Genomic DNA, 18,276 nt, shown 5'->3' on the forward strand with positions numbered 1-18,276 from the left:
GACGCCGGGTGGCCCACCGGGCGTGGGCTAGGGTGTGTCTCGTGATCCCTCCGTCGCGAGCGGGGATCACGAGACACACCCTACCCGGCGATCCGTGCGGCGGCGGCCGTCACCCGCTCATCGGTGGCCGTGAGCGCGACCCGCACATGCCATCGGCCCGCTGGACCGTAGAACGGCCCCGGCGCCACCAGGATGCCGCGCTCGGCGAACCATTCCAGGGTCCGCCACGCGTCCTCGTCCCGGCTCACCCACAAGTACAGGCCCGCCTCGGAATGGTCGATCCGGAAACCGGCCGCCTCCAACGCGGTGCGCAGCGTCGCGCGGCGGGAAGCGTAGCGTTCCCGCTGCCGTGCAAGGGCATCGTCGTCGGCGAGCGCGGCCCGCATGGCCTCCTGAACGGGGCGAGGAACGATCATGCCGGCGTGCTTGCGGACCGCCAGCAGCTCGCTGATCAGTGCCGGGTCTCCCGCGGCGAACCCGGCGCGGTAGCCGGCCATGTTCGCCGATTTGGAAAGCGAGTGCAGCGCGAGGACGCCCTCGAGGTCACCCCCGTGCACCTCGGGATGCAGCACCGAAACCGGCTCGTCCTGCCATCCGAGGGGGAGGTAGCACTCGTCGGAGACGACGAGCGTGCCCCGTTCGCGCGCCCAGTCGAGCACCTTTCGCAGGTGATCCACCCCCAGGACCCGTCCCGTCGGGTTCGACGGCGAGTTCACCCACACCATCCCCGCTCGCGCGGGCCCGACCGACGTCAGACCATCCGACCTGGTTACCGTCGCACCCGCGAGCCGGACCCCGACATCGTAGGTGGGGTAGGCGAGGTCGGGGATCACCACCAGATCGCCTGGACCGAACCCCAGCAGGCTGGGCAGCCAGGCGACCATCTCCTTCGACCCGATGGTGGGAAGCACAGCATCGGCATCGACCCCGGTGACGCCGTGCCTGCGTTCCAGCGCGGCGACCACCTCGGCACGCAGCTCGGCCGTACCGTGCGTAGCCGGGTAACCGGGGCTGTCCGCCTTGCCGGACAGCGCCGCGCGAACACGCTCGGGTACCGGATCCACGGGAGTCCCCACGGAGAGGTCGACCACCCCGTCGGGGTGGGCTCGCGCCGTGGCCTGGTACGGCGCGAGCGAATCCCAGGGGAAGTCCGGCAGGTCCGGCCGCGCCCGCGCGGTGCGCCGCCCCGGCGAGGTCATTCGCCCTGCGGCGGCAAATCCTTGATCCACTGGGGATCGTGGCTCGTCTTGCCCACCTTGGCCGCCCCGCCCGGCGAGCCGAGCTCGTCGAAGAAGTCGACGTTGGCCTTGGTGTAGGCACTCCACTCGTCCGGGACGTCGTCCTCGTAGTAGATCGCCTCGACGGGACAGACCGGTTCGCAAGCGCCGCAGTCCACGCACTCGTCGGGGTGGATGTACAGCATCCGCTCACCCTCGTAGATGCAGTCAACTGGGCACTCGTCGATGCATCCCTTGTCGAGAACGTCGACGCAGGGCTCGGCGATTACGTAGGTCACTGCGCTCTCCTACTTCCGTCTTGCCTGTCTGTCCATTCGCAGATTACGCCGACGGCCAGGACACTCGAAGGTAAGGCCACCCTTAGCCGAACAGCCCGTCCGCGCGTGCCTCTACCGGATGTGCGCCGGTCATCTCGCTGATCACCGGTGACGACGAAACAGCGGGGCCTGATCCCGCGGTCTTCGCGTCGTGTCCGTCGTGTCCTCTGTCACGTACTTCGCCGCCGCCCGTCGACGTGCTCGACCCGCGGGATCCCCCGACGGTCCCGCCGCGGAGATCCTTGTCGCCACGGCGGGCCTTGCGCGAGATATCCACCCACGACCTCCTCATCGAGCGAACGGCCACGCTGCCACAATGCCTGCCATGATGGGCTCGGGCAACGTCACGGGCCGGTGTGAACCCGGCGCGGGCCCGCCCCACCGCCGCGATGGTGACCTCCGTCACTGCCGGCCCCGGCGCCACCCGTGCTCCGCATACCGCCGGGCACCCGGAACGTGCGAGGATCTCCCTTCGTGAAGGTTGTTGTTCTGGTTGGCGGTGTCGGCGGCGCGCGGTTCCTGCTCGGGCTGAAGGTGGCACTGGGCCTGCCCGCGACGGGCCCCGGGCCGCAAGACTCGCCCCATACGGTGACGGCGCTGGTCAACACCGGCGACGATGTCTGGATGCACGGCCTGCGCGTCTGCCCCGACCTGGACACGTGCATGTACACCCTCGGAGGGGGGATCGCCACCGAACGCGGCTGGGGGCACGCCGGTGAGACGTGGACCGTCTCCGCCGAGCTCGCCGCGTACGGCGCCGAACCCAGCTGGTTCGCGCTCGGCGACAAGGACATCGCCACACACCTGGTCCGCACGCACATGTTGCGCGCCGGGTACCCGCTGTCCGCGGTGACCGAGGCCCTCTGTGACCGCTGGCAGCCGGGCGTACGGCTACTGCCGATGACCGACGACCGGGTCGAGACGCACGTCGTCGTCGACGACCCGGACGCTCCCGAGCAGCACAAGGCGCTGCATTTCCAGGAATGGTGGGCGCGCTACCGGGCCGCGCTGCCCGCGCACTCCATCGTGCCCGTCGGCGCCGAGGAGTCGGCCCCGGCGGATGGGGTGCTCGAGGCGATCGGCGAGGCCGACCTCGTCGTGCTGGCGCCGTCCAATCCCGTCGTCTCGGTGGGCAGCGTCCTCGCCGTGCCGGGGGTGCGGGACGCGCTACGAGCGGCTCCGGCACCCGTCGTCGGGCTCTCGCCGATCATCGGAGGCAAGCCGGTGCGCGGAATGGCCGACGCGTGCCTCACGGCGATCGGCGTCGAGACCTCGGCCGAGGCCGTCGCCAAGCACTACGGCTCGCGGACCGGCACCGATACCGGCATACTCGACGGCTGGCTGATCGCCGAGGGTGAGTCCGCGGAGGTTCCCGGCGTGACCGTGCGAGACACTCCGCTGATGATGACCGACATCGATGCCACGGCCGAGATGGCCAAGGCGGCGTTCGAACTGGCCGGGTGCGACATTGACTGAGCACGCCACCGGATCCCCTGCGGATCCCACCGCTGATCCCGCCGACGGGCCGTTACCCACCGAGGGAGCCACGCAGGAGACCGCACCGGTCGCCGAGCCGCGGACCGAGCACGCTGCGACGAGTATCGAGCTGTTCGCCGTCGAGGGCATCCCGGAGATCCGGCCGGGAGACGACCTCGGGGAGGCCATCGCCAGTGCGGCGCCGTGGCTGCGTTCCGGGGACATCGTCGTGGTCACGAGCAAGGTCGTGTCCAAGGCCGAGGGAAGGCTGGTACACGTCCCCCAGGATCCCGAGCAGCGCGACACCGCTCGCCGCGAGCTGATCGACGCCGAGACGGTTCGGGTACTGGCGCGGTTCGGCCGCACGCTGATCACCGAGAACCGGCTGGGGCTGGTGCAGGCTGCCTCGGGTGTCGACGCGTCCAACGTCGCCCAGGACGAGGTCGCGCTCCTCCCGACCGACCCGGACGCCTCAGCGGCCGCGCTCCGTACCGCCCTGCGCGAGCGGCTCGGCGTGGACACCGCCGTGCTCGTGACCGACACGATGGGGCGAGCGTGGCGCATCGGGCAGACCGACGCCGCGATCGGGGCGAGCGGGCTGACGGTCACGCACTCCTACGCGGGCGCCACCGACAGCATGGGCAACGAGCTCGCGGTCACGGAGGTGGCGATCGCGGACGAGATCGCAGCCGCGGCCGATCTCGTCAAGGGCAAGATCGCCGAGACACCGGTAGCGGTGCTGCGGGGCCTGTCGTTCGAGGACGACGCGTCCGGCACGACCTCCCTGGCGCGCGACCTCATCCGGCCGCACGACGAGGACCTGTTCCGGCTCGGCACGCAGGAAGCGAGGGAGCTCGGGCACAGCGAGGCCGTGCTGCTGCGCCGGTCGGTGCGGGAGTTCGCCACCGACGAGGTCGCGCCCGATGCCGTGCGCAGGGCCGTCGCCACCGCGCTGACCGCGCCCGCGCCGCACCACACCAAGCCGGTGCGTTTCGTGTGGCTCCGGCGCCGCGAACTGCGCATGCGAATGCTGGACGCGATGCGCGCCGCCTGGCGAGCCGACCTCACGGGCGACGGTCTCGACAGCGAGCGCGTCGAGCGGCGTCTGCGCCGCGGCGACCTCCTCTACGAGGCACCGGAACTGGTCATCCCGTTCCTCGTCCCGCACGGCGCGCACAGCTACCCGGACAGCAGGCGCGCCGAGGCCGAACACACCATGTTCACCGTAGCCGGGGGCGCCGCCGTACAGTCGTTGCTCGTCGCGCTCGCCGCGGAACGGCTCGGGTCGTGCTGGGTCGGGTCGACGATCTTCGCCCCCGGTGCCGTTCGCGAGGCGTTACAGCTGGACGAGGAGTGGGAGCCGCTCGGCGCGATCGCCATCGGGCACCCGGCTTCCGGAGCACCCGAACCCCGCGAGGTGGCCGACCCAGGCGACGGGCTCGTCGAGCTGTGAACGAGCTGCACGCCGCGGCTGCCGCGATGCTGCGGGACTGGCGACCGGCTGCGCCCGAACAGGACGCGCTTCGCCACTCGTTCCTGGCGTTCCTGTCCGCGCGCCCGGACGCGTGCGAGCGGGCGTGCGTACCGGGGCACCTCACCGCGTCGACGCTGCTGCTCGATCATTCGGGGGAGTACATGCTGCTCACCCTGCATCCCCGTATCGGCCGCTGGGTCCAGCTCGGTGGGCACTGCGAAGGCGGGGACGGTTCGCTCGCCGGGGCGGCGTTGCGCGAGGCCGTCGAGGAGTCCGGCATCACGGATCCGGTGGTCGACCCCACCCCGGTGCATCTCGATGTGCACCCGGTCACCTGCTCGCTCGGGGTGCCGACGCGGCACTTCGACGTGCGGTTCCGCGCGCACGCCCGGCCGGGGGCCGAACCCGCGACGAGCGGCGAGTCGCTGGACCTGCGCTGGTGGCCGGTGCGTGAGCCACCGGACGGCGCGGACGACCTCGGGCCACTGATCACCGCGGCGCTGCGATGAACCTGCCGGTGATCCGGCCGCGGGCCGGCCCGTTGGCTCTCACACGTCGGAGGAGAACCGGATGCCGCCGTCCGGAACGGTCACGCCCGGCCACAGGCGCGCCCCGGTAACCAGCTCGCAGCCCGCCCCCACGGCCGCGTCATCGCCGAGCACGGCGCCGTCGAGCACCGAGCCGGCACCGACCCGCGCCCGCGCGCCGAGCACGCAGTCACGCACCACAGCACCGTCGGCGACCACCGCCCCGTCGAACAGCACGGAGCCTTCCACCCGGGCACCCGCCGCGACCGAGGCGCCCACCCCGATCGCCGATCCGCCGTCGACCACGGCGCTTCCTGCCACGTCCGCACCGCTGAGCACGAGCGACTCACCGGTCTCCCCGGGAAGTGCCCCCGATGGCGCGATACCTCGCACCAGGTCGGCGGATCCCTTGACGAACGCGGCCGGAGTGCCCACGTCCAGCCAGTAGGTACTGTCCACAGCCCCGTGCAGGTGTGCGCCCGCGGCGAGCAGGTCGGGAAACGTCTCCCGCTCGACCGAGACGGGCGTGCCGTGCGGGATACTGTCGATGATCTCGCGCCGGAACACGTAGCAGCCGGCGTTGACCTGGTCCGTCGGCGGGTCGGGGGATTTCTCCACGAACCCGGTGACCCGTCCGTCCGGATCGGTCGGCACGCAGCCGAACCCGCTCGGGTCGTCCACGGTCACCAGGTGCAGGGTGACGTCGGCTTGTTCCTTGCGGTGCGTGGTCAGCAGGTGCGCCGGGTCGGCTCCGGAAAGGATATCGCCGTTGAACACGATGACGTCGTCGGCGCGTAACGCGCCAGCGACGTTGCGGATCGCTCCGCCGGTGTCCAGCGGCTCGTCCTCGACGACGTACTCGAGCTCGAGGCCGAGCCGCGACCCGTCACCGAAGTACTCGGTGAATACCTCGGACTTGTACGACGTCCCGAGCACGACGTGGGTGATACCCGCATCCCTGATCCGGGAGAGCAGGTGTGTCAGGAACGGCACCCCCGCGGTCGGCAGCATCGGCTTCGGCGCGGACAGCGTCAACGGTCTCAGCCGGGTGCCCTTGCCCCCGACAAGCACGACAGCATCCGCGTCCTGGCGCTGCACTGCAGCCATATCCCGGTCCCCTTTCCGATGGCACCCGCCGCACCCTGCCAGGGCGCGCCGAAGATCACGACTTGGGCGACAGACCGTCCGACCAACTGACGCCACGCGCCACGAAGGCATACCCTAGTCAACGACCCCGCATCCGCCACGGGCCGGCAGGGCCGCGGCGGTGGGGCAGGCATGACGTCGTCAGGTGCGCTGGGTGAGAAGGGCGGGAGCACGATGGATCCACTCGACAAGGCCGACGCCATGCTGTCTCGGGCCCGTGACCGAGACACCTTCGTCGTCACACCCGACACCGCCCTGTCCCCGATGGACGCGTCCAGGACGGTACAGATCAGCAGGGCCGTCGTCGCCGACTCCGACACCGCGGGCACCGACGACCCGGACGCCACCGCTGTGGTTCCCCGCGCGCAGATCCGGGCGCAGGACACCAAGCAGCACCACCTCACGGACCCCACCCCGACCGTGCCGCTGCCCGACCCGGACGCCGACACACCCCCGCGCGGCTTTCCCATGCCCGATCTGACCGAGGGCGGTACCGTGCAGCAGCGGCCCGCCGAGGACGTCGTCGAGCACGAGCAGAACGACGAGCTCGTCCCCACCGTGACGCGAACCCGTCGATCCAGCGTCACCCGCAGGCTCGACGGAGCCTAGGGTGTGTCACTCGACGACGTCCCGCGCGACCGAGGTCGTGGTATGCGGGTACGGCGCCCGGCTGGCCATCCGTAGCCGTATGGCGAGACCGAGCCGCACGGCAGCCAGGATCGGTTTCCAGTACGCCCGGGGGTAGCGATCGGTGAGGTAGCGATAGGCACTGGCGTGGTGGGTGGCCAGCATGCGCCGCGAGACCCTGGTCGTCGCGTGACCACCGACGTGCATGACCTGCGCTGACGGGACGTACACGTTGAGCCATCCGGCACGACCCAGCCGGTCGCCGAGGTCGACGTCCTCGAAGTACATGAAGTAGCGGGGGTCGAACCCCTGCACGGCCTCGAACGCTTCCCTGCGCAGCAGCAGGCACGAACCCGACAACCACCCGGTTGCCCGCTCCGCGGGCGCGACGTCCTCCTGCCGGTAGGCACGGGTCCACGGGTTGGCAGGCCACAGCCTCGCGAAGAGGGCGTGCCCGATACCGCTGGCGAGTGTGGGCAGCGATCGCGCCGACGGGTACACGGCCCCGTGCGGGTCGGTGATCAGCGGCCCGAACGTCGCCGCTGCCGGCCACCGCTCGGTGGCCTCCAGGAGCCGGTCCAGCGCGTCCGAGCCCCATTCCAGGTCGGGATTGGCGACCACGACCCACCCGACGGAGTCGTCCAGGCCGAAGACGACCTTGTTCGCCGCGGCGCCGTAACCCAGGTTCTCGCCCATGCGCACCAGGACGACACCATCGCGTTCGGCGGCCAGCTCGGGAGTACCGTCCGTCGATCCGTTGTCGGCCAGGACCACACGCAGCTGGCGCGTCGTGGACTTCGCCAGGGTCTCGATGAACCTCTCCAGAGTCCTGCCCGGCGAGTAGGTCACCGTGACGACAGCGACGCCGTCACCGTACGTGCCCGATCCGGTCGTTTTGGTCACGGCGGTCATTCTCCCCGCCACGCGCGGTCGTACGATTCGCGGTGCCGTTCAGCCGAGAATGCCCAGGTGAACTCCTTGGCTCGGCGTTCGGCAGCCGCGGCCAACATCGCACGCCGCCCGGGGTCGTCGAGCAGCTCGGTCACGCTCTCGGCGATGTCGTCCTGCCCCACCCCGCAGTAGGCCACCGCGTCGCCACCGACCTCGGGCAGCGCGAGCCTTGCCGAGGTCAGCACGCACGCACCGCACGCCATGGCTTCCAGCACCGGCAGCCCGAACCCTTCACCGAGGCTCGGGTACGCGACCACCTCCGCTCCGCCGAGGAGCCCGGGGAGCATCTCGTAGGGGAGGTAGCCTGCGCGGATCACGCGGATCCGGTGCGGGACCTCGTCCAGGGCGCGCGCCACCTCCCCGTCCCACCCGGGTTGCCCGGCCAGCACCAGCGCGGGCCTGTCCGCCCGCCCCGCCACGGCGCGCGCGAAGCCGCGGATCAGCGCGGGGACGTTCTTACGCGGTTCGAGAGCACCGAGGAACGCCAGGTAGGGCTCCGCGCCGAGCCCGATGTGCTCGCGGGCACGGCGCACGTCCCGCTGCACCGGTACGCGGAACCGAGTGGCGTCGACCCCGTGCGGGATGACGTCGAGGGAGCCCGGCCGCACCCTGGTCACCGCGGCGAGCTCGGTGGCAGTCGCCTCGCTCGGCACGACGCAGCGAGCCGCGCTGCGCAGCGCCAGCCTGCTCCAGTTCCGGAAGAAGTGCGCCTTGACGGTGGAGTGCAGCGCGGGCTCGGTGAAGAACGTCGCGTCGTGCAACGTCACCACCGTCGCGGCCCGGCTGCCGAGCGGCATCGTGTAGTGCGGGGAATGTACGACATCCACGCCCAGCCTGCGGGCCAGCACGGGCAGCGAGGTCTGTTCCCAGGTCAGCCGCGCCGTTCGGGACGCGACCGAGTCCGCGGTGGGCACCACCCGCGCTCCTGGGGCGATCGTGCCGTAGCGCTCACCGTCCCGCGGCTGGCACACCACACTGACACGGGCGCCGTCGGCGTCGAGGGCCGCGACGAGCGAGTCGACATACCGGCCCACCCCTCCCCGGTCGGCGGGGATCGCTGTCGCGTCGATCAGTACCTGCGGTTCGGTTCGTGGCACGTGTGCAGCCTACGACTCCCGGCCGGGCACGCGGGTACGAACACTCGGGCCGGGCCGAACCCCACCGACGGCCCGGGGTGCGCGGGCGGGGCGGGCAGGCCGGCTCAGGAGGGGACGGCCGGTTGCGAATCGCGGTAACCGTCCCTGTGCAGGGCCCAGACCGCTCTGGCCGCACCGCGCCACGAGAACTCCTCCGCCCGCCTGCGCCCCTGCGCGGCCAGCTGCGCCGCCCACACCGAGTCGTGCACCACTTCCAGCAGCGACTCGCTCAGCGCACGGACCTCACCGCGCGGCACGGTCACGCCCGCCCCACCCGCGACCTCGATCAGCGCGGGGACATCGGAGTGCACCACCGGCACCCCTGCCGCCATCGCCTCCAGCACCGGAAGCCCGAACCCCTCGGCATGGCTCGGCGCGGCGAGCACCGTCGCCCGGCGCAGCACGGCAGCCAGCTCGAGGTCCGACAGCCGGCCGAGCACGCGCACCGTCCCCGGTGGCAGACCGCAGCCCTCCGCGTGGCTCACCGGGTCGACACCACCCCAGCCCTGCTGCCCGATCAACAGCAGGTCCGGTGCGCGCGGGTCCACGCCGTGCATGCGCGCGACCGCCTCGATCAGCACGTCCAGCCCCTTGCGCGGCTCCAGCGTCCCCACGCTCAGGATGTAGCGGTCGGGCAGGTCGAGATGCCCGACGTCGACAGGCAGGTCCACGCCTTCGGCAGCGGTGAAGACCTCCGTCGTGCCGTGCGGGATCACTTCGAGGCGCGAGTCGCCCGGCACGTATGCCCGTAGCTCATCGGCCACCGAGCGGGTCGGTACGACGACGAAGTCGGCCCGCCGCATCGCACGCGAGACCATCGACCTGTGCCAGGCGACCCCGCGCGCGGTGAGCGTATGCGGGTGCGTCCACGGCACGGTGTCGTGCACCGTCACAGCCAGCGAGGCCCCGCGATGCCTGCCGAACGCCGGTTTGCGGGGCGGAGCGAGCGGCGTGGGTGCGTGCACGGCGTCACCACCCGGCCAGTACGGCATCCCCGCCTGCCACATGGCGATCAGCGCGCGGCGCGGCACCGGCAGGATGCGCGGCCCGTTCACCCCGGGAATCTCCGCCTTCTCGGCCTCGTCACGCCGGGAGACGACGCTGGTGACGGTCCAGCCGGGCGGTGTGGTCTCCGCGAGCGCGCGCAGCAGTTCCGCGGTGTAGCGACCGGTGCCGCCCGGCACCGGAGCGAACAACTGGTCGGCGAGCACGACGAGTTCCGGCACAACCCCTATTGTGCTTGGTGTGCCAAGTAGCCCGCTCACCAGCGTCGTGATCGTCACCTGGCAGGGCCGTTCCCGGCTGACCGAGTGCCTCGACGCCGTCGCCGACCAGGCCCGTCCACATAAGACTATCGTGGTGGACAACGGCTCGACCGACGGCACGTCCGCCGTTGTAGCGCGGCACCCCAGCTCGCCACGGGTATTGCGGCTGCGCACCAACACCGGGTACGCGGGCGGCCTCGCGGCCGCACTGCGGCTGGTCGACACTCCCCTCGTCGCCTGGCTCAACGACGACGCCCGCCCCGACCGGCGCTGGCTCGCCGAGCTGGAGGACGCGCTGCTCGCCGATCCCACCGCGGCGGCGGTGAGCCCGTGCCTGCGCCGCCAGGACGGGTCCGTGCAGTCCCTCGGCGTGCGGCTGACCGCGGACGGTCACGGCGCCGACATCGCAGGGCGCCCGGCGGAACGATCCGGCTCGGAGCCGTTCGAGGTGTTCGCGTTCTGTGGTGGTGCCGCGCTGCTGCGCGCCGCGGCCCTGCGCTCCGCGGGCGGGGTCCCCGGCGAGTTCTTCTGCTACTACGAGGACACCGACACGGCATGGCGACTGCGCCTGGCCGGCTGGCGGGTGCTCGCGGTCCCCGCCGCAGGCGTACGTCACCTGCACGCCGCGAGCACGGGCCTCGGCTCCGTCCGGTTCCACCTGTGGAACGAACGCAACCGGCTGCTCACCCTGGCGCGGTGCGCCCCGGCACGGGTCGCGGCCCGGCAGTGGGTGCGTTTCGCCTGCCTCACCCTCGTGCTGCCGTGGCGCAGGCTACGCGTCCCGAGTTCCGTTCCCGGCACGGCGAACTTCCGTGTCCGGCCGCGGTCGCGCGCGCTCGCAGGCGCCGTCGTCCGGCTGCCGGCGGCGGTACGCGCCAGGCTCCGCGCGGGCGGCCGGCAGCGCCGCGCAGCGCTCTGGGCACGGTGGGCCGGTCGCTGATCGCCCGCGCGACGGCACCGCGTGCACGATCGCCTACCGCCGTTTCGTCCCCGTGACCCTGGAGGGCTAGTGTGCGCAAGGACCGGTGACTCGAGGGCTGAAGGAGGGGCCGTGGTCGCGGGGGACATCGCTGCCGGCACGCGTGCGCGGCCGCGGGAGCTACCGCTGGTGTCGGTGATCGTCGTCAACTACCGCGGCGCCCACGAGACCGTGCGCTGCCTACGCTCGCTCGCCGAGGTGCTGGACTACCCGCACTTCGAGGTCATCTGCGTGGACAACGCCTCGGAAGGCCCGGACGCCGAGATCATTCGCTCCGCAACGGCCGAGCTGACCGGCTGCGCCGTCGAGCTGGTCGTCGCCGAGCGCAACCTCGGTTTCGCGGGTGGCTGCAACCTGGGCGCCGAGCACGCTCGCGGCTCCGTTCTCGCGTTCCTCAACAACGACGCGAGGCCGGACCCCGCGTGGGTGAGCGCCGCCGTGGCCGCGCTCACCGCCGACCCCACGGTGGCGGCGGTGGCCAGCAAGGTCGTCGGCTGGGACGGCGAGACCGCCGACTTCGTCGACGCCGGTCTCACCTGGTTCGGTATGGGCTACAAGCGCCACGCCGAGACCCCCCTCGCCGAGCTGGACCCCGCCGAGCACGAGCGCGCCAAGGACGTGCTGTTCGCGACCGGAGCGGCGATGTTCGTACGCGCGGCCGTCTACGCCGAGCTCGGGGGGTTCGACGAGCGCTTCTTCATGTTCTACGAGGACGTCGACCTCGGCTGGCGGTTGAACCTGTACGGCTGGCGCGTACGCTACGTGCCCGGCTCGCTCGCTTATCACCGGCATCACGGCACGATGGACGCGATCGACACCGCCGAGTCGGGGCGCGAGACGTTCCTGCTGGAACGTAACGCGCTCGCCGCGCTGTACAAGAACCTCGCCGACTCGTCGCTGGCAGCGGCACTGCCGGCCGCGCTCGGCCTCGCGGTACGCAGGTCCACCGCGCGCGGCGAGATCGACCCGACGCAACTCGACCTGCAGCACGGCACGGCACCGCCGGACTCCACCCCCGTACCGGTATCGCGCCAGGCACTCGCCGGAGTGCTGGCGATCGACCAGTTCGTCGAGCAGCTGCCGGAGCTGGCACCGGCGCGCGAGGAGGTACAGGCCCGGCGGGTACGTTCCGACACCGACCTCGCCCCGCTGGTCCGCGACGCGCTGGAACCAGCGTTCCCGCTACCCCGCTACCTCACCGCCCACGAGATCCTCACCCGCGCCTTCCCGGTCGGCGACACCTTCAGCAGGCCCCGCAAGGTCCTGGTACTCACCGGCGACGCGCTGACCGCTCGCATGGCGGGGCCCGCGATCCGGGCCTGGAACATCTCGGCGACGCTGGCCGCCGAGCACGAGGTCCGGCTCGTCACCGTCAACAGCCGCTGCGACCCCCCGGCCGCGCCGTTCCGGGTCGGCACGGCGCGGCGCCGGGACCTCGCCGAGCCCGTCGAATGGGCCGACATCGTCATCCTGCAGGGGCACGTGCTCGAGATGGCACCCGCACTGCGCACCGAGTACGCACACAAGATCGTGATCTGCGACCTGTACGACCCGATGCACCTCGAGGTCCTCGAACAGTCCAAGAGCGCGGCGGACGACGCGCGGGCAGCCGATCTCGCCGGGGTCACCAGGGTGCTGAACACGCAGCTCGAGCGGGGTGACTTCTTCCTCTGCGCCTCCGAGCGGCAGCGGCACCTCTGGCTCGGCCACCTCGCCGCCCTCGGCAGGTTGTCACCCCAGCTCTACGACGCCGACCCGACGACCCGGTCACTGCTGTCGGTCGTGCCGTTCGGGCTGCCCGCCGAGCCGCCCGAGCGCACCGGTCCCGGGCCGCGCTCGGTGATCGACGGCATCGACGACACCGATCGGGTCATCCTCTGGGCCGGGGGTGTGTACAGCTGGTTCGACCCCCTCACCCTGATCCGCGCCGTCGACGAGCTCCGGCACGGCAGGCCCGAGGTCCGTCTGGTCTTCCTCGGCATGCGGCACCCCAACCCCGAGGTGACCGACACCGGCATCGGCGCGGAGGCTGTACGGCTGGCCGACTCGCTGGGCATCTCCGACAAGCACGTGTTCTTCAACGAGCACTGGGTGCCCTACGAGCAACGCCAGAACTGGCTACTCGATGCCGACTGCGGCGTGACCACGCATCTCGAGCATGTCGAGACCACGTTCGCGTTCCGCACCCGCGTGCTCGACTACCTGTGGGCGGGCCTGCCGATCGTGACCACCGACGGGGACGCGTTCGCCGACCTGGTACGCGCCGAGGGGCTCGGTCTCACCGTCCCGGCAGCCGATCCGCATGCCCTCGCGGGCGCGCTGGAGAAGGTGCTGTACGACGAGGAGTTCGCCGCGCGGTGCTCCGCACGGATCGCCGACGTCGCCCGGCGGTACACCTGGCCGCGCGTGCTCGAACCACTCGTGCGCTTCTGCCGCGACCCGCGTCCGGCCGCGGACCGCCTCGCAGGTGCGGGCGGACTGACCCGCACCGCACGGCCCAGCGGGACCGCGCTCGTACGCCGCGATCTGGCACTCGTACGCTCGTACCTCGCGGATGGTGGTCCCGGCGAGCTCGCTCGACGAGCTACCGGGAGGTTGCGCAGGATGATTGGTGAGCGAATGACTCGCACGTCGCGTTCCGGGAGACAGGGCGATGGCTAATCGCGCGCTCAGGGTACTGCTCGACGGGACTCCGTTGCTCGGCGAACGCACCGGCATCGGCAGGTACACGGCGTCACTGGCAGAGGAACTGGCCTCGATGCCCAAGGTGGACACCCGCGCGGTGGCATTCACGTTACGCGGCTGGCGCAGGCTCCGCACGGTACTGCCGCACGGGGTTCGCGCCCGCGGGATGCCGGTCTCGGCCCGTGCGGTACGCCAGTTCTGGCTCCGTGGCTCGTTCCCCCAGGTCGAGCTGTTCGCGGGACCGACGGACGTGGTGCACGGCACGAACTTCGTGCTACCGGGCACGGTGCGCGCGGCGGGGGTGCTGACCATTCACGACCTGTCGTTCCTGGACGCCCCCGAGGAGCTGTCCCCGAGCGACGCCCTGCTTCCCGAGCTGATCCGTAGCGGCGCGCGCAGGGCGGATGCGATCTGCACCCCGACCGCCGCCGTCGGTGACGCCGTCGCCGAGCGCCTGGACGTGGACCGCGAGAAGATCATCGTGACGCCCCTCGGGGTGGACCCGGCGTGGTTCACGGCCATGCCGCCGAACAACGACCTGCGCTCCCGGTTCGGCCTGCCCTCGGAGTACCTGCTGTTCGTCGGTACCTCCGGGCCGCGCAAGGGCCTCGACTGGCTCAACGAGGCGCACAAGACCGCCCCCGACCTTCCGCCTCTCGTCTACATCGGGCCCGGCCCGTTCATGGTCAACGACAGGTCACAGGACGCCGGGTACGTCTCCGACGTAGATCTGCGCAGCGTGGTCGCCGGTGCGTCAGCGCTGGTCCTGCCGTCCCGCGATGAGGGGTTCGGCCTGCCTGTGTTGGAAGCCATGGCCTGTGACGTGCCCGTGGTGTGCAGCGATGTGCCGTCACTGCGTGAGGTCGCGGGCTCGTTCGCGCACCTGGTCCCGTACGGGGATACCGATGCCCTCGCCCAGTCCCTCGGTGCCGCCGTGGACGAGCGGGACGCGCCGTCGAACTCGAAGGCACGGCGCGCGCACGCCGCGAGCTTCACGTGGCACCGGTGCGCCGAGTCCACCGTCGACGCCTACCAGTTCGCGGTGGGCTAGGCACTCGGCAGGAGGGAGCCGCCACGCACCGCGCGGGTTCGCCGGACACTCGCTAGTGGCCCGCGAGCTCGGTGCGGTGCCTGGCGACGAACGCCGCGAGAGCCTCCCGCCAGTCGCGCAGCGGCGTCAGGCCCGCGCCGCGCCACGAGTCACCCGACAGGACGGCGCGCGCAGGCCGGGCGGCCGGTCGCGGGTACTCGGCCGTGCCGCACGGGCGCACCCGATCCTCGTCCGCCCCGAGCTCGGCGAAGATCGCCCTGGCGAACTCGTACCAGGATGCCTGCCCGCCGCCGGTGCAGTGCAGGGTGTGCCGCGCGGGGCCACGTCCGTTGGTGACCATGGCGACGAGCTCGAGCAGGCCGGAAGCGAGATCCGCGCTCCAGGTCGGTGCTCCGTACTGGTCCTCGACCACGGTGACCGTGTCGCGTTCCCGCTCGAGCTCGAGCATGGTCCGCACGAAGTTGCACCCGGTTGCCCCGTACAGCCAGGACGTCCGCACCACCCACGCGGCGGCGCCCGAACCGAGTACCGCGCTCTCCCCGGCCGCCTTGGTCCGCCCGTAGGCGTTGAGGGGGCCGAGCGCGTCGTCCGGCTCGTACGGCCGCTCGGCGTCGCCGGAGAAGACGTAGTCCGTCGAGGTATGCACCAGCGGCACGTTCTGCGACGCGCAGGCCGCGGCGAGGATCCGTGGACCGTCCGCGTTGACGGCGAAGGCACGCTGCTCGTCGCTCTCGGCGTCGTCCACGGCTGTGTAACCGGCAGCGTTGATGACCACGGGCCGCAGGTCGTCCGCGACCGCCCTCGCCGAAAGCGCGCGCACCGCGTCGACGACCGCACCGGCATGCGTGATGTCGAGCTCGGCAGAGGACGGCGCCGTCACGTCGACGTGGACCGCGTTGGACGAGCGTGCCAGCGCGGCGAGGTCACGACCGAGCTGCCCGCTGCCGCCGGGTACCAGGATCGCCAGCCGCGTCATCCGGTACCACTACCCGCGTCACCGCGCCCGTGTACCGTCGCCGGGGGCACGAACGACCGCTTCTTGAGCGGTTCCCACCACTGCCGGTTCCGCGCATACCACCGGACCGTGTCGGCGAGCCCGCTGGAGAACGGCACGGCAGGCCGGTATCCGAGCTCTGCCCGGATCTTGCTGGTGTCCACCGAGTACCTCCGGTCGTGGCCAAGGCGGTCCGGGACGGGCGTGACCATGTCCCATCCGACCCCGACCGCGTCAAGCAGCTGTGCGGTGAGCTCCTTGTTCGTCAACTCGGTTCCTCCGCCAATGTTGTATATCTCGCCGGGCACCCCGGCGTCGGCGACCAGTTGAATGCCCCGGCAATGGTCACCGACATGCAGCCAGTCGCGCACGTTGAGGCCGTCACCGTACAGCGGGACATGCTCACCGTCGAGAAGGTTGGTGACGAACAGCGGGATGACCTTCTCCGGATACTGGTAGGGACCGTAGTTGTTCGAACACCGGGTGATGCACACCGGCACGCCGTACGTGCGGTGGAACGCGCGCGCCATCAGGTCGGCGGAGGCCTTCGAGGCGGCGTAGGGCGAGTTGGGTTGCAGCGGGTGCGTCTCCGGCCAGGCGCCTTGTTCGATCGTGCCGTATACCTCGTCGGTGGACACGTGCACGAACTTGCCGACCTCCGCGTCCGCCGCGGCGTGCAGCAGGACCTGGGTGCCGAGCACGTTGGTACTGACGAACTCGCTCGCACCGGCGATGGACCGGTCGACATGCGACTCGGCCGCGAAGTGCACGACGAGGTCGACGTCCCGCATGCAGCGCTGGACGAGCTCGGCGTCGCGGATATCGCCGTGCACGAAGGTCAGCCGCTCGTGCCCGGCGACAGTGGCGAGGTTGGCCTCGTTACCCGCGTAGGTCAGGCTGTCGAGCACCACGATCTCCGCGTCGGCGAGCGACTCGTAGTCACCCGCGAGCGCCTGCCGAACGTAGTGCGACCCGATGAACCCCGCTCCACCCGTGACCAGTACCCGCATTTCGTACCTACCTTCTGTCCGTCCCCAGGTGCCCGCTCCGTGGAACCACGAGCCGTGTCCCAACGGAGTCTAGGGATCATGCGCGCTCGTGACAGCCGCGAATGCACAAGTCGTGTGCCCATGACGTAGCCTGGGTCCGCCTGGCGTGGCATGCGAGCGTGCGGAGGGGCGGCTTCGGGTAATCATGACGCGATCCGGTACACGACTGCGCTCGAGCGGTCGGGTCGTCCGCACCACCGGACGGGTCGCCGTGGCCCTGCTGGCGATCGTCACCCTGGTCGGCACCGGGTATGCCCACATCACCTACGACCGGTTGCGCGGCGACATCGGCCAGGCCGGCGCGCTCGAACCCCGCGCGGGCGAGCACCACGAGGCTCCGGCCGAGGAGGACATGGTCGACGTCCTGATCGTCGGCACGGACGCACGCACGGATATGCAGGGCAACCCCCTGTCCGAGGACATGTTGCGTGAGCTGGGCACCGAGCACAAGGACGGGGTCAAGACGGACACCCTGATCATCCTCCGGTTACCGGAGGACGGCGGCGAGGCACACGCCGTCTCCATCCCGCGGGACATCTGGGTCGATACGCCCGGCGGGGACAAAGGCAAGATCAACTCGGTCTTCGGTGCGGCCAAGCAGGCCGAGAAGGAGAACCTGCTCGCCGACGGGGTCACCGGCGGCGCCGAGCTCGAGCAGGAGTCGGACCAGGCGGGCCGCAGGGCGCTCGTCCAGGCCGTCGAGGATCTCACCGAGGTGCGGATCGACCACTACGTCGAGGTGAGCATGCTCGGGTTCTACCTGCTCACCGAGGCGCTCGGGGGTGTCGAGGTGTGCCTGAACAGCGCAACGAGCGACCCGGACGCCGCCGCCGACTTCGCCGCGGGACGTCAGGTCGTCAAGGGAGGCGATGCGCTGTCGTTCGTCCGGCAACGGAAGAACCTCCCGCGCGGCGACCTCGATCGCATCGCCCGGCAGCAGGCCTTCCTCGCCTCCGCGCTCGACGAAGCGTTCTCGACGGGGACGTTGACGAACCGGGACAGGCTCGACGAACTCGCCGAAGCCGCGCGACGTTCGGTCGTGCTGGATCCCGACCTCGACCTCCTCGAGTTCGCCGAACAGCTGCGCGCGTTCGCCTCCGGGCGGGTCGACTTCGTGACCATACCCGTGCTGGACATCGCCGCCAGCGGACCCGGTGGGGAGAGCATCGTCGAGGTGGATGTCGAGGAGGTACGCAGCTTCGTCGCCGAGCTCGCTGCCGCGGGGTCCGGGTCCGACCCGGGAAGCGAGGCCGGCGACGGCGGAGCCGAACCGCGCGGCGGCGGCTCGGCCGCACCCGCGCCGTCGGGCGAGCCGGGCGACGAACCGATCAGTGCGGACGGGGTCGCCTGCGTCGACTGAC

16 protein-coding genes are annotated in these 18,276 nt (G+C 71.3%); 8 read left to right on the forward strand and 8 right to left on the reverse strand.

Going from position 1 to position 18,276, the window contains the following annotated elements:
* Window positions 1–80: 80 nt before the first annotated feature.
* Window positions 81–1,199 (reverse strand): succinyldiaminopimelate transaminase, encoded by a 1,119-nt coding sequence (gene dapC / locus H0B56_RS20895; RefSeq protein ID WP_180894809.1) that lies wholly within the window; start codon window positions 1,197–1,199, stop codon window positions 81–83.
* A complete protein-coding gene (fdxA, locus tag H0B56_RS20900) occupies window positions 1,196–1,516 on the reverse strand; it encodes a ferredoxin (protein ID WP_180894810.1) in 321 nt (106 codons plus the stop codon). Before fdxA ends, dapC begins: the two co-directional genes overlap by 4 nt.
* Before the next feature lie 513 nt (window positions 1,517–2,029).
* On the opposite strand from fdxA, the gene cofD reads away from it, so the two are divergent.
* The 3 genes from cofD to H0B56_RS20915 are packed head-to-tail and all read left to right on the forward strand — an operon-like array spanning window position 2,030 to window position 5,014.
* On the forward strand, window positions 2,030–3,031 hold the full coding sequence (gene cofD / locus H0B56_RS20905; protein ID WP_180894811.1) for a 2-phospho-L-lactate transferase: 1,002 nt from the start codon (window positions 2,030–2,032) through the stop codon (window positions 3,029–3,031).
* Complete coding sequence (locus tag H0B56_RS20910; RefSeq protein ID WP_281373710.1) at window positions 3,024–4,484, forward strand: coenzyme F420-0:L-glutamate ligase; 1,461 nt, start codon at window positions 3,024–3,026, stop codon at window positions 4,482–4,484. The genes cofD and H0B56_RS20910 overlap by 8 nt, the downstream gene beginning before the upstream one ends.
* Before the next feature lie 26 nt (window positions 4,485–4,510).
* On the forward strand, window positions 4,511–5,014 hold the full coding sequence (locus H0B56_RS20915; RefSeq protein ID WP_180894941.1) for an NUDIX hydrolase: 504 nt from the start codon (window positions 4,511–4,513) through the stop codon (window positions 5,012–5,014).
* A gap of 39 nt (window positions 5,015–5,053) precedes the next feature.
* On the opposite strand, the gene manB is transcribed toward H0B56_RS20915, so the two are convergent.
* Window positions 5,054–6,139: a mannose-1-phosphate guanylyltransferase gene (gene manB / locus H0B56_RS20920; protein WP_180894813.1), complete on the reverse strand. Its 1,086-nt coding sequence runs from the start codon at window positions 6,137–6,139 to the stop codon at window positions 5,054–5,056.
* 171 nt (window positions 6,140–6,310) lie between these two features.
* On the opposite strand from manB, the gene H0B56_RS20925 reads away from it, so the two are divergent.
* A complete protein-coding gene (locus H0B56_RS20925; protein WP_246361385.1) occupies window positions 6,311–6,787 on the forward strand; it encodes a hypothetical protein in 477 nt (158 codons plus the stop codon).
* 6 nt (window positions 6,788–6,793) lie between these two features.
* Here H0B56_RS20925 and H0B56_RS20930 read toward each other — a convergent pair whose 3' ends face one another.
* The 3 genes from H0B56_RS20930 to H0B56_RS20940 all read right to left on the reverse strand — a co-directional run bounded on the left by H0B56_RS20930 (window position 6,794) and on the right by H0B56_RS20940 (window position 10,118).
* Window positions 6,794–7,708 (reverse strand): glycosyltransferase family 2 protein, encoded by a 915-nt coding sequence (locus H0B56_RS20930; RefSeq protein ID WP_343063986.1) that lies wholly within the window; start codon window positions 7,706–7,708, stop codon window positions 6,794–6,796.
* 5 nt (window positions 7,709–7,713) lie between these two features.
* The gene (locus H0B56_RS20935; RefSeq protein ID WP_180894814.1) at window positions 7,714–8,853 is read right to left on the reverse strand and encodes a glycosyltransferase; all 1,140 of its coding nucleotides are present in this window, start codon (window positions 8,851–8,853) and stop codon (window positions 7,714–7,716) included.
* A 104-nt stretch (window positions 8,854–8,957) separates the two neighbouring features.
* A complete protein-coding gene (locus H0B56_RS20940) occupies window positions 8,958–10,118 on the reverse strand; it encodes a glycosyltransferase (protein WP_180894815.1) in 1,161 nt (386 codons plus the stop codon).
* Between the two features lie 19 nt (window positions 10,119–10,137).
* On the opposite strand from H0B56_RS20940, the gene H0B56_RS20945 reads away from it, so the two are divergent.
* The 3 genes from H0B56_RS20945 to H0B56_RS20955 all read left to right on the forward strand — a co-directional run bounded on the left by H0B56_RS20945 (window position 10,138) and on the right by H0B56_RS20955 (window position 14,872).
* Window positions 10,138–11,097 (forward strand): glycosyltransferase family 2 protein, encoded by a 960-nt coding sequence (locus H0B56_RS20945; RefSeq protein WP_343063987.1) that lies wholly within the window; start codon window positions 10,138–10,140, stop codon window positions 11,095–11,097.
* A 111-nt stretch (window positions 11,098–11,208) separates the two neighbouring features.
* Window positions 11,209–13,797 carry a glycosyltransferase gene (locus H0B56_RS20950; protein WP_343063988.1) on the forward strand — a complete coding sequence of 863 codons (2,589 nt, stop codon included), beginning with the start codon at window positions 11,209–11,211 and terminating at the stop codon, window positions 13,795–13,797.
* Entirely contained in the window at window positions 13,790–14,872 is a 1,083-nt protein-coding gene (locus tag H0B56_RS20955; RefSeq protein ID WP_180894816.1) for a glycosyltransferase family 4 protein, read from the forward strand. The genes H0B56_RS20950 and H0B56_RS20955 overlap by 8 nt, the downstream gene beginning before the upstream one ends.
* A 52-nt stretch (window positions 14,873–14,924) precedes the next feature.
* On the opposite strand, the gene rfbD is transcribed toward H0B56_RS20955, so the two are convergent.
* Both rfbD and rfbB read right to left on the reverse strand, forming a co-directional pair.
* Complete coding sequence (rfbD, locus tag H0B56_RS20960; protein ID WP_180894817.1) at window positions 14,925–15,848, reverse strand: dTDP-4-dehydrorhamnose reductase; 924 nt, start codon at window positions 15,846–15,848, stop codon at window positions 14,925–14,927.
* Window positions 15,845–16,876, reverse strand: coding sequence for a dTDP-glucose 4,6-dehydratase (rfbB, locus tag H0B56_RS20965; protein ID WP_180894818.1), 1,032 nt, complete (start codon window positions 16,874–16,876; stop codon window positions 15,845–15,847). The genes rfbD and rfbB overlap by 4 nt, the downstream gene beginning before the upstream one ends.
* Window positions 16,877–17,060: 184 nt before the next feature.
* Between rfbB and H0B56_RS20970 the strand changes: the two genes are divergently transcribed.
* Window positions 17,061–18,275 (forward strand): LCP family protein, encoded by a 1,215-nt coding sequence (locus H0B56_RS20970; protein ID WP_180894819.1) that lies wholly within the window; start codon window positions 17,061–17,063, stop codon window positions 18,273–18,275.
* The last annotated feature ends 1 nt before the right edge of the window (window position 18,276 follow it).

This window comes from Haloechinothrix aidingensis (assembly GCF_013450155.1).
In the GTDB taxonomy this organism is placed as follows: Bacteria; Actinomycetota; Actinomycetes; order Mycobacteriales; family Pseudonocardiaceae; genus Haloechinothrix; species Haloechinothrix aidingensis.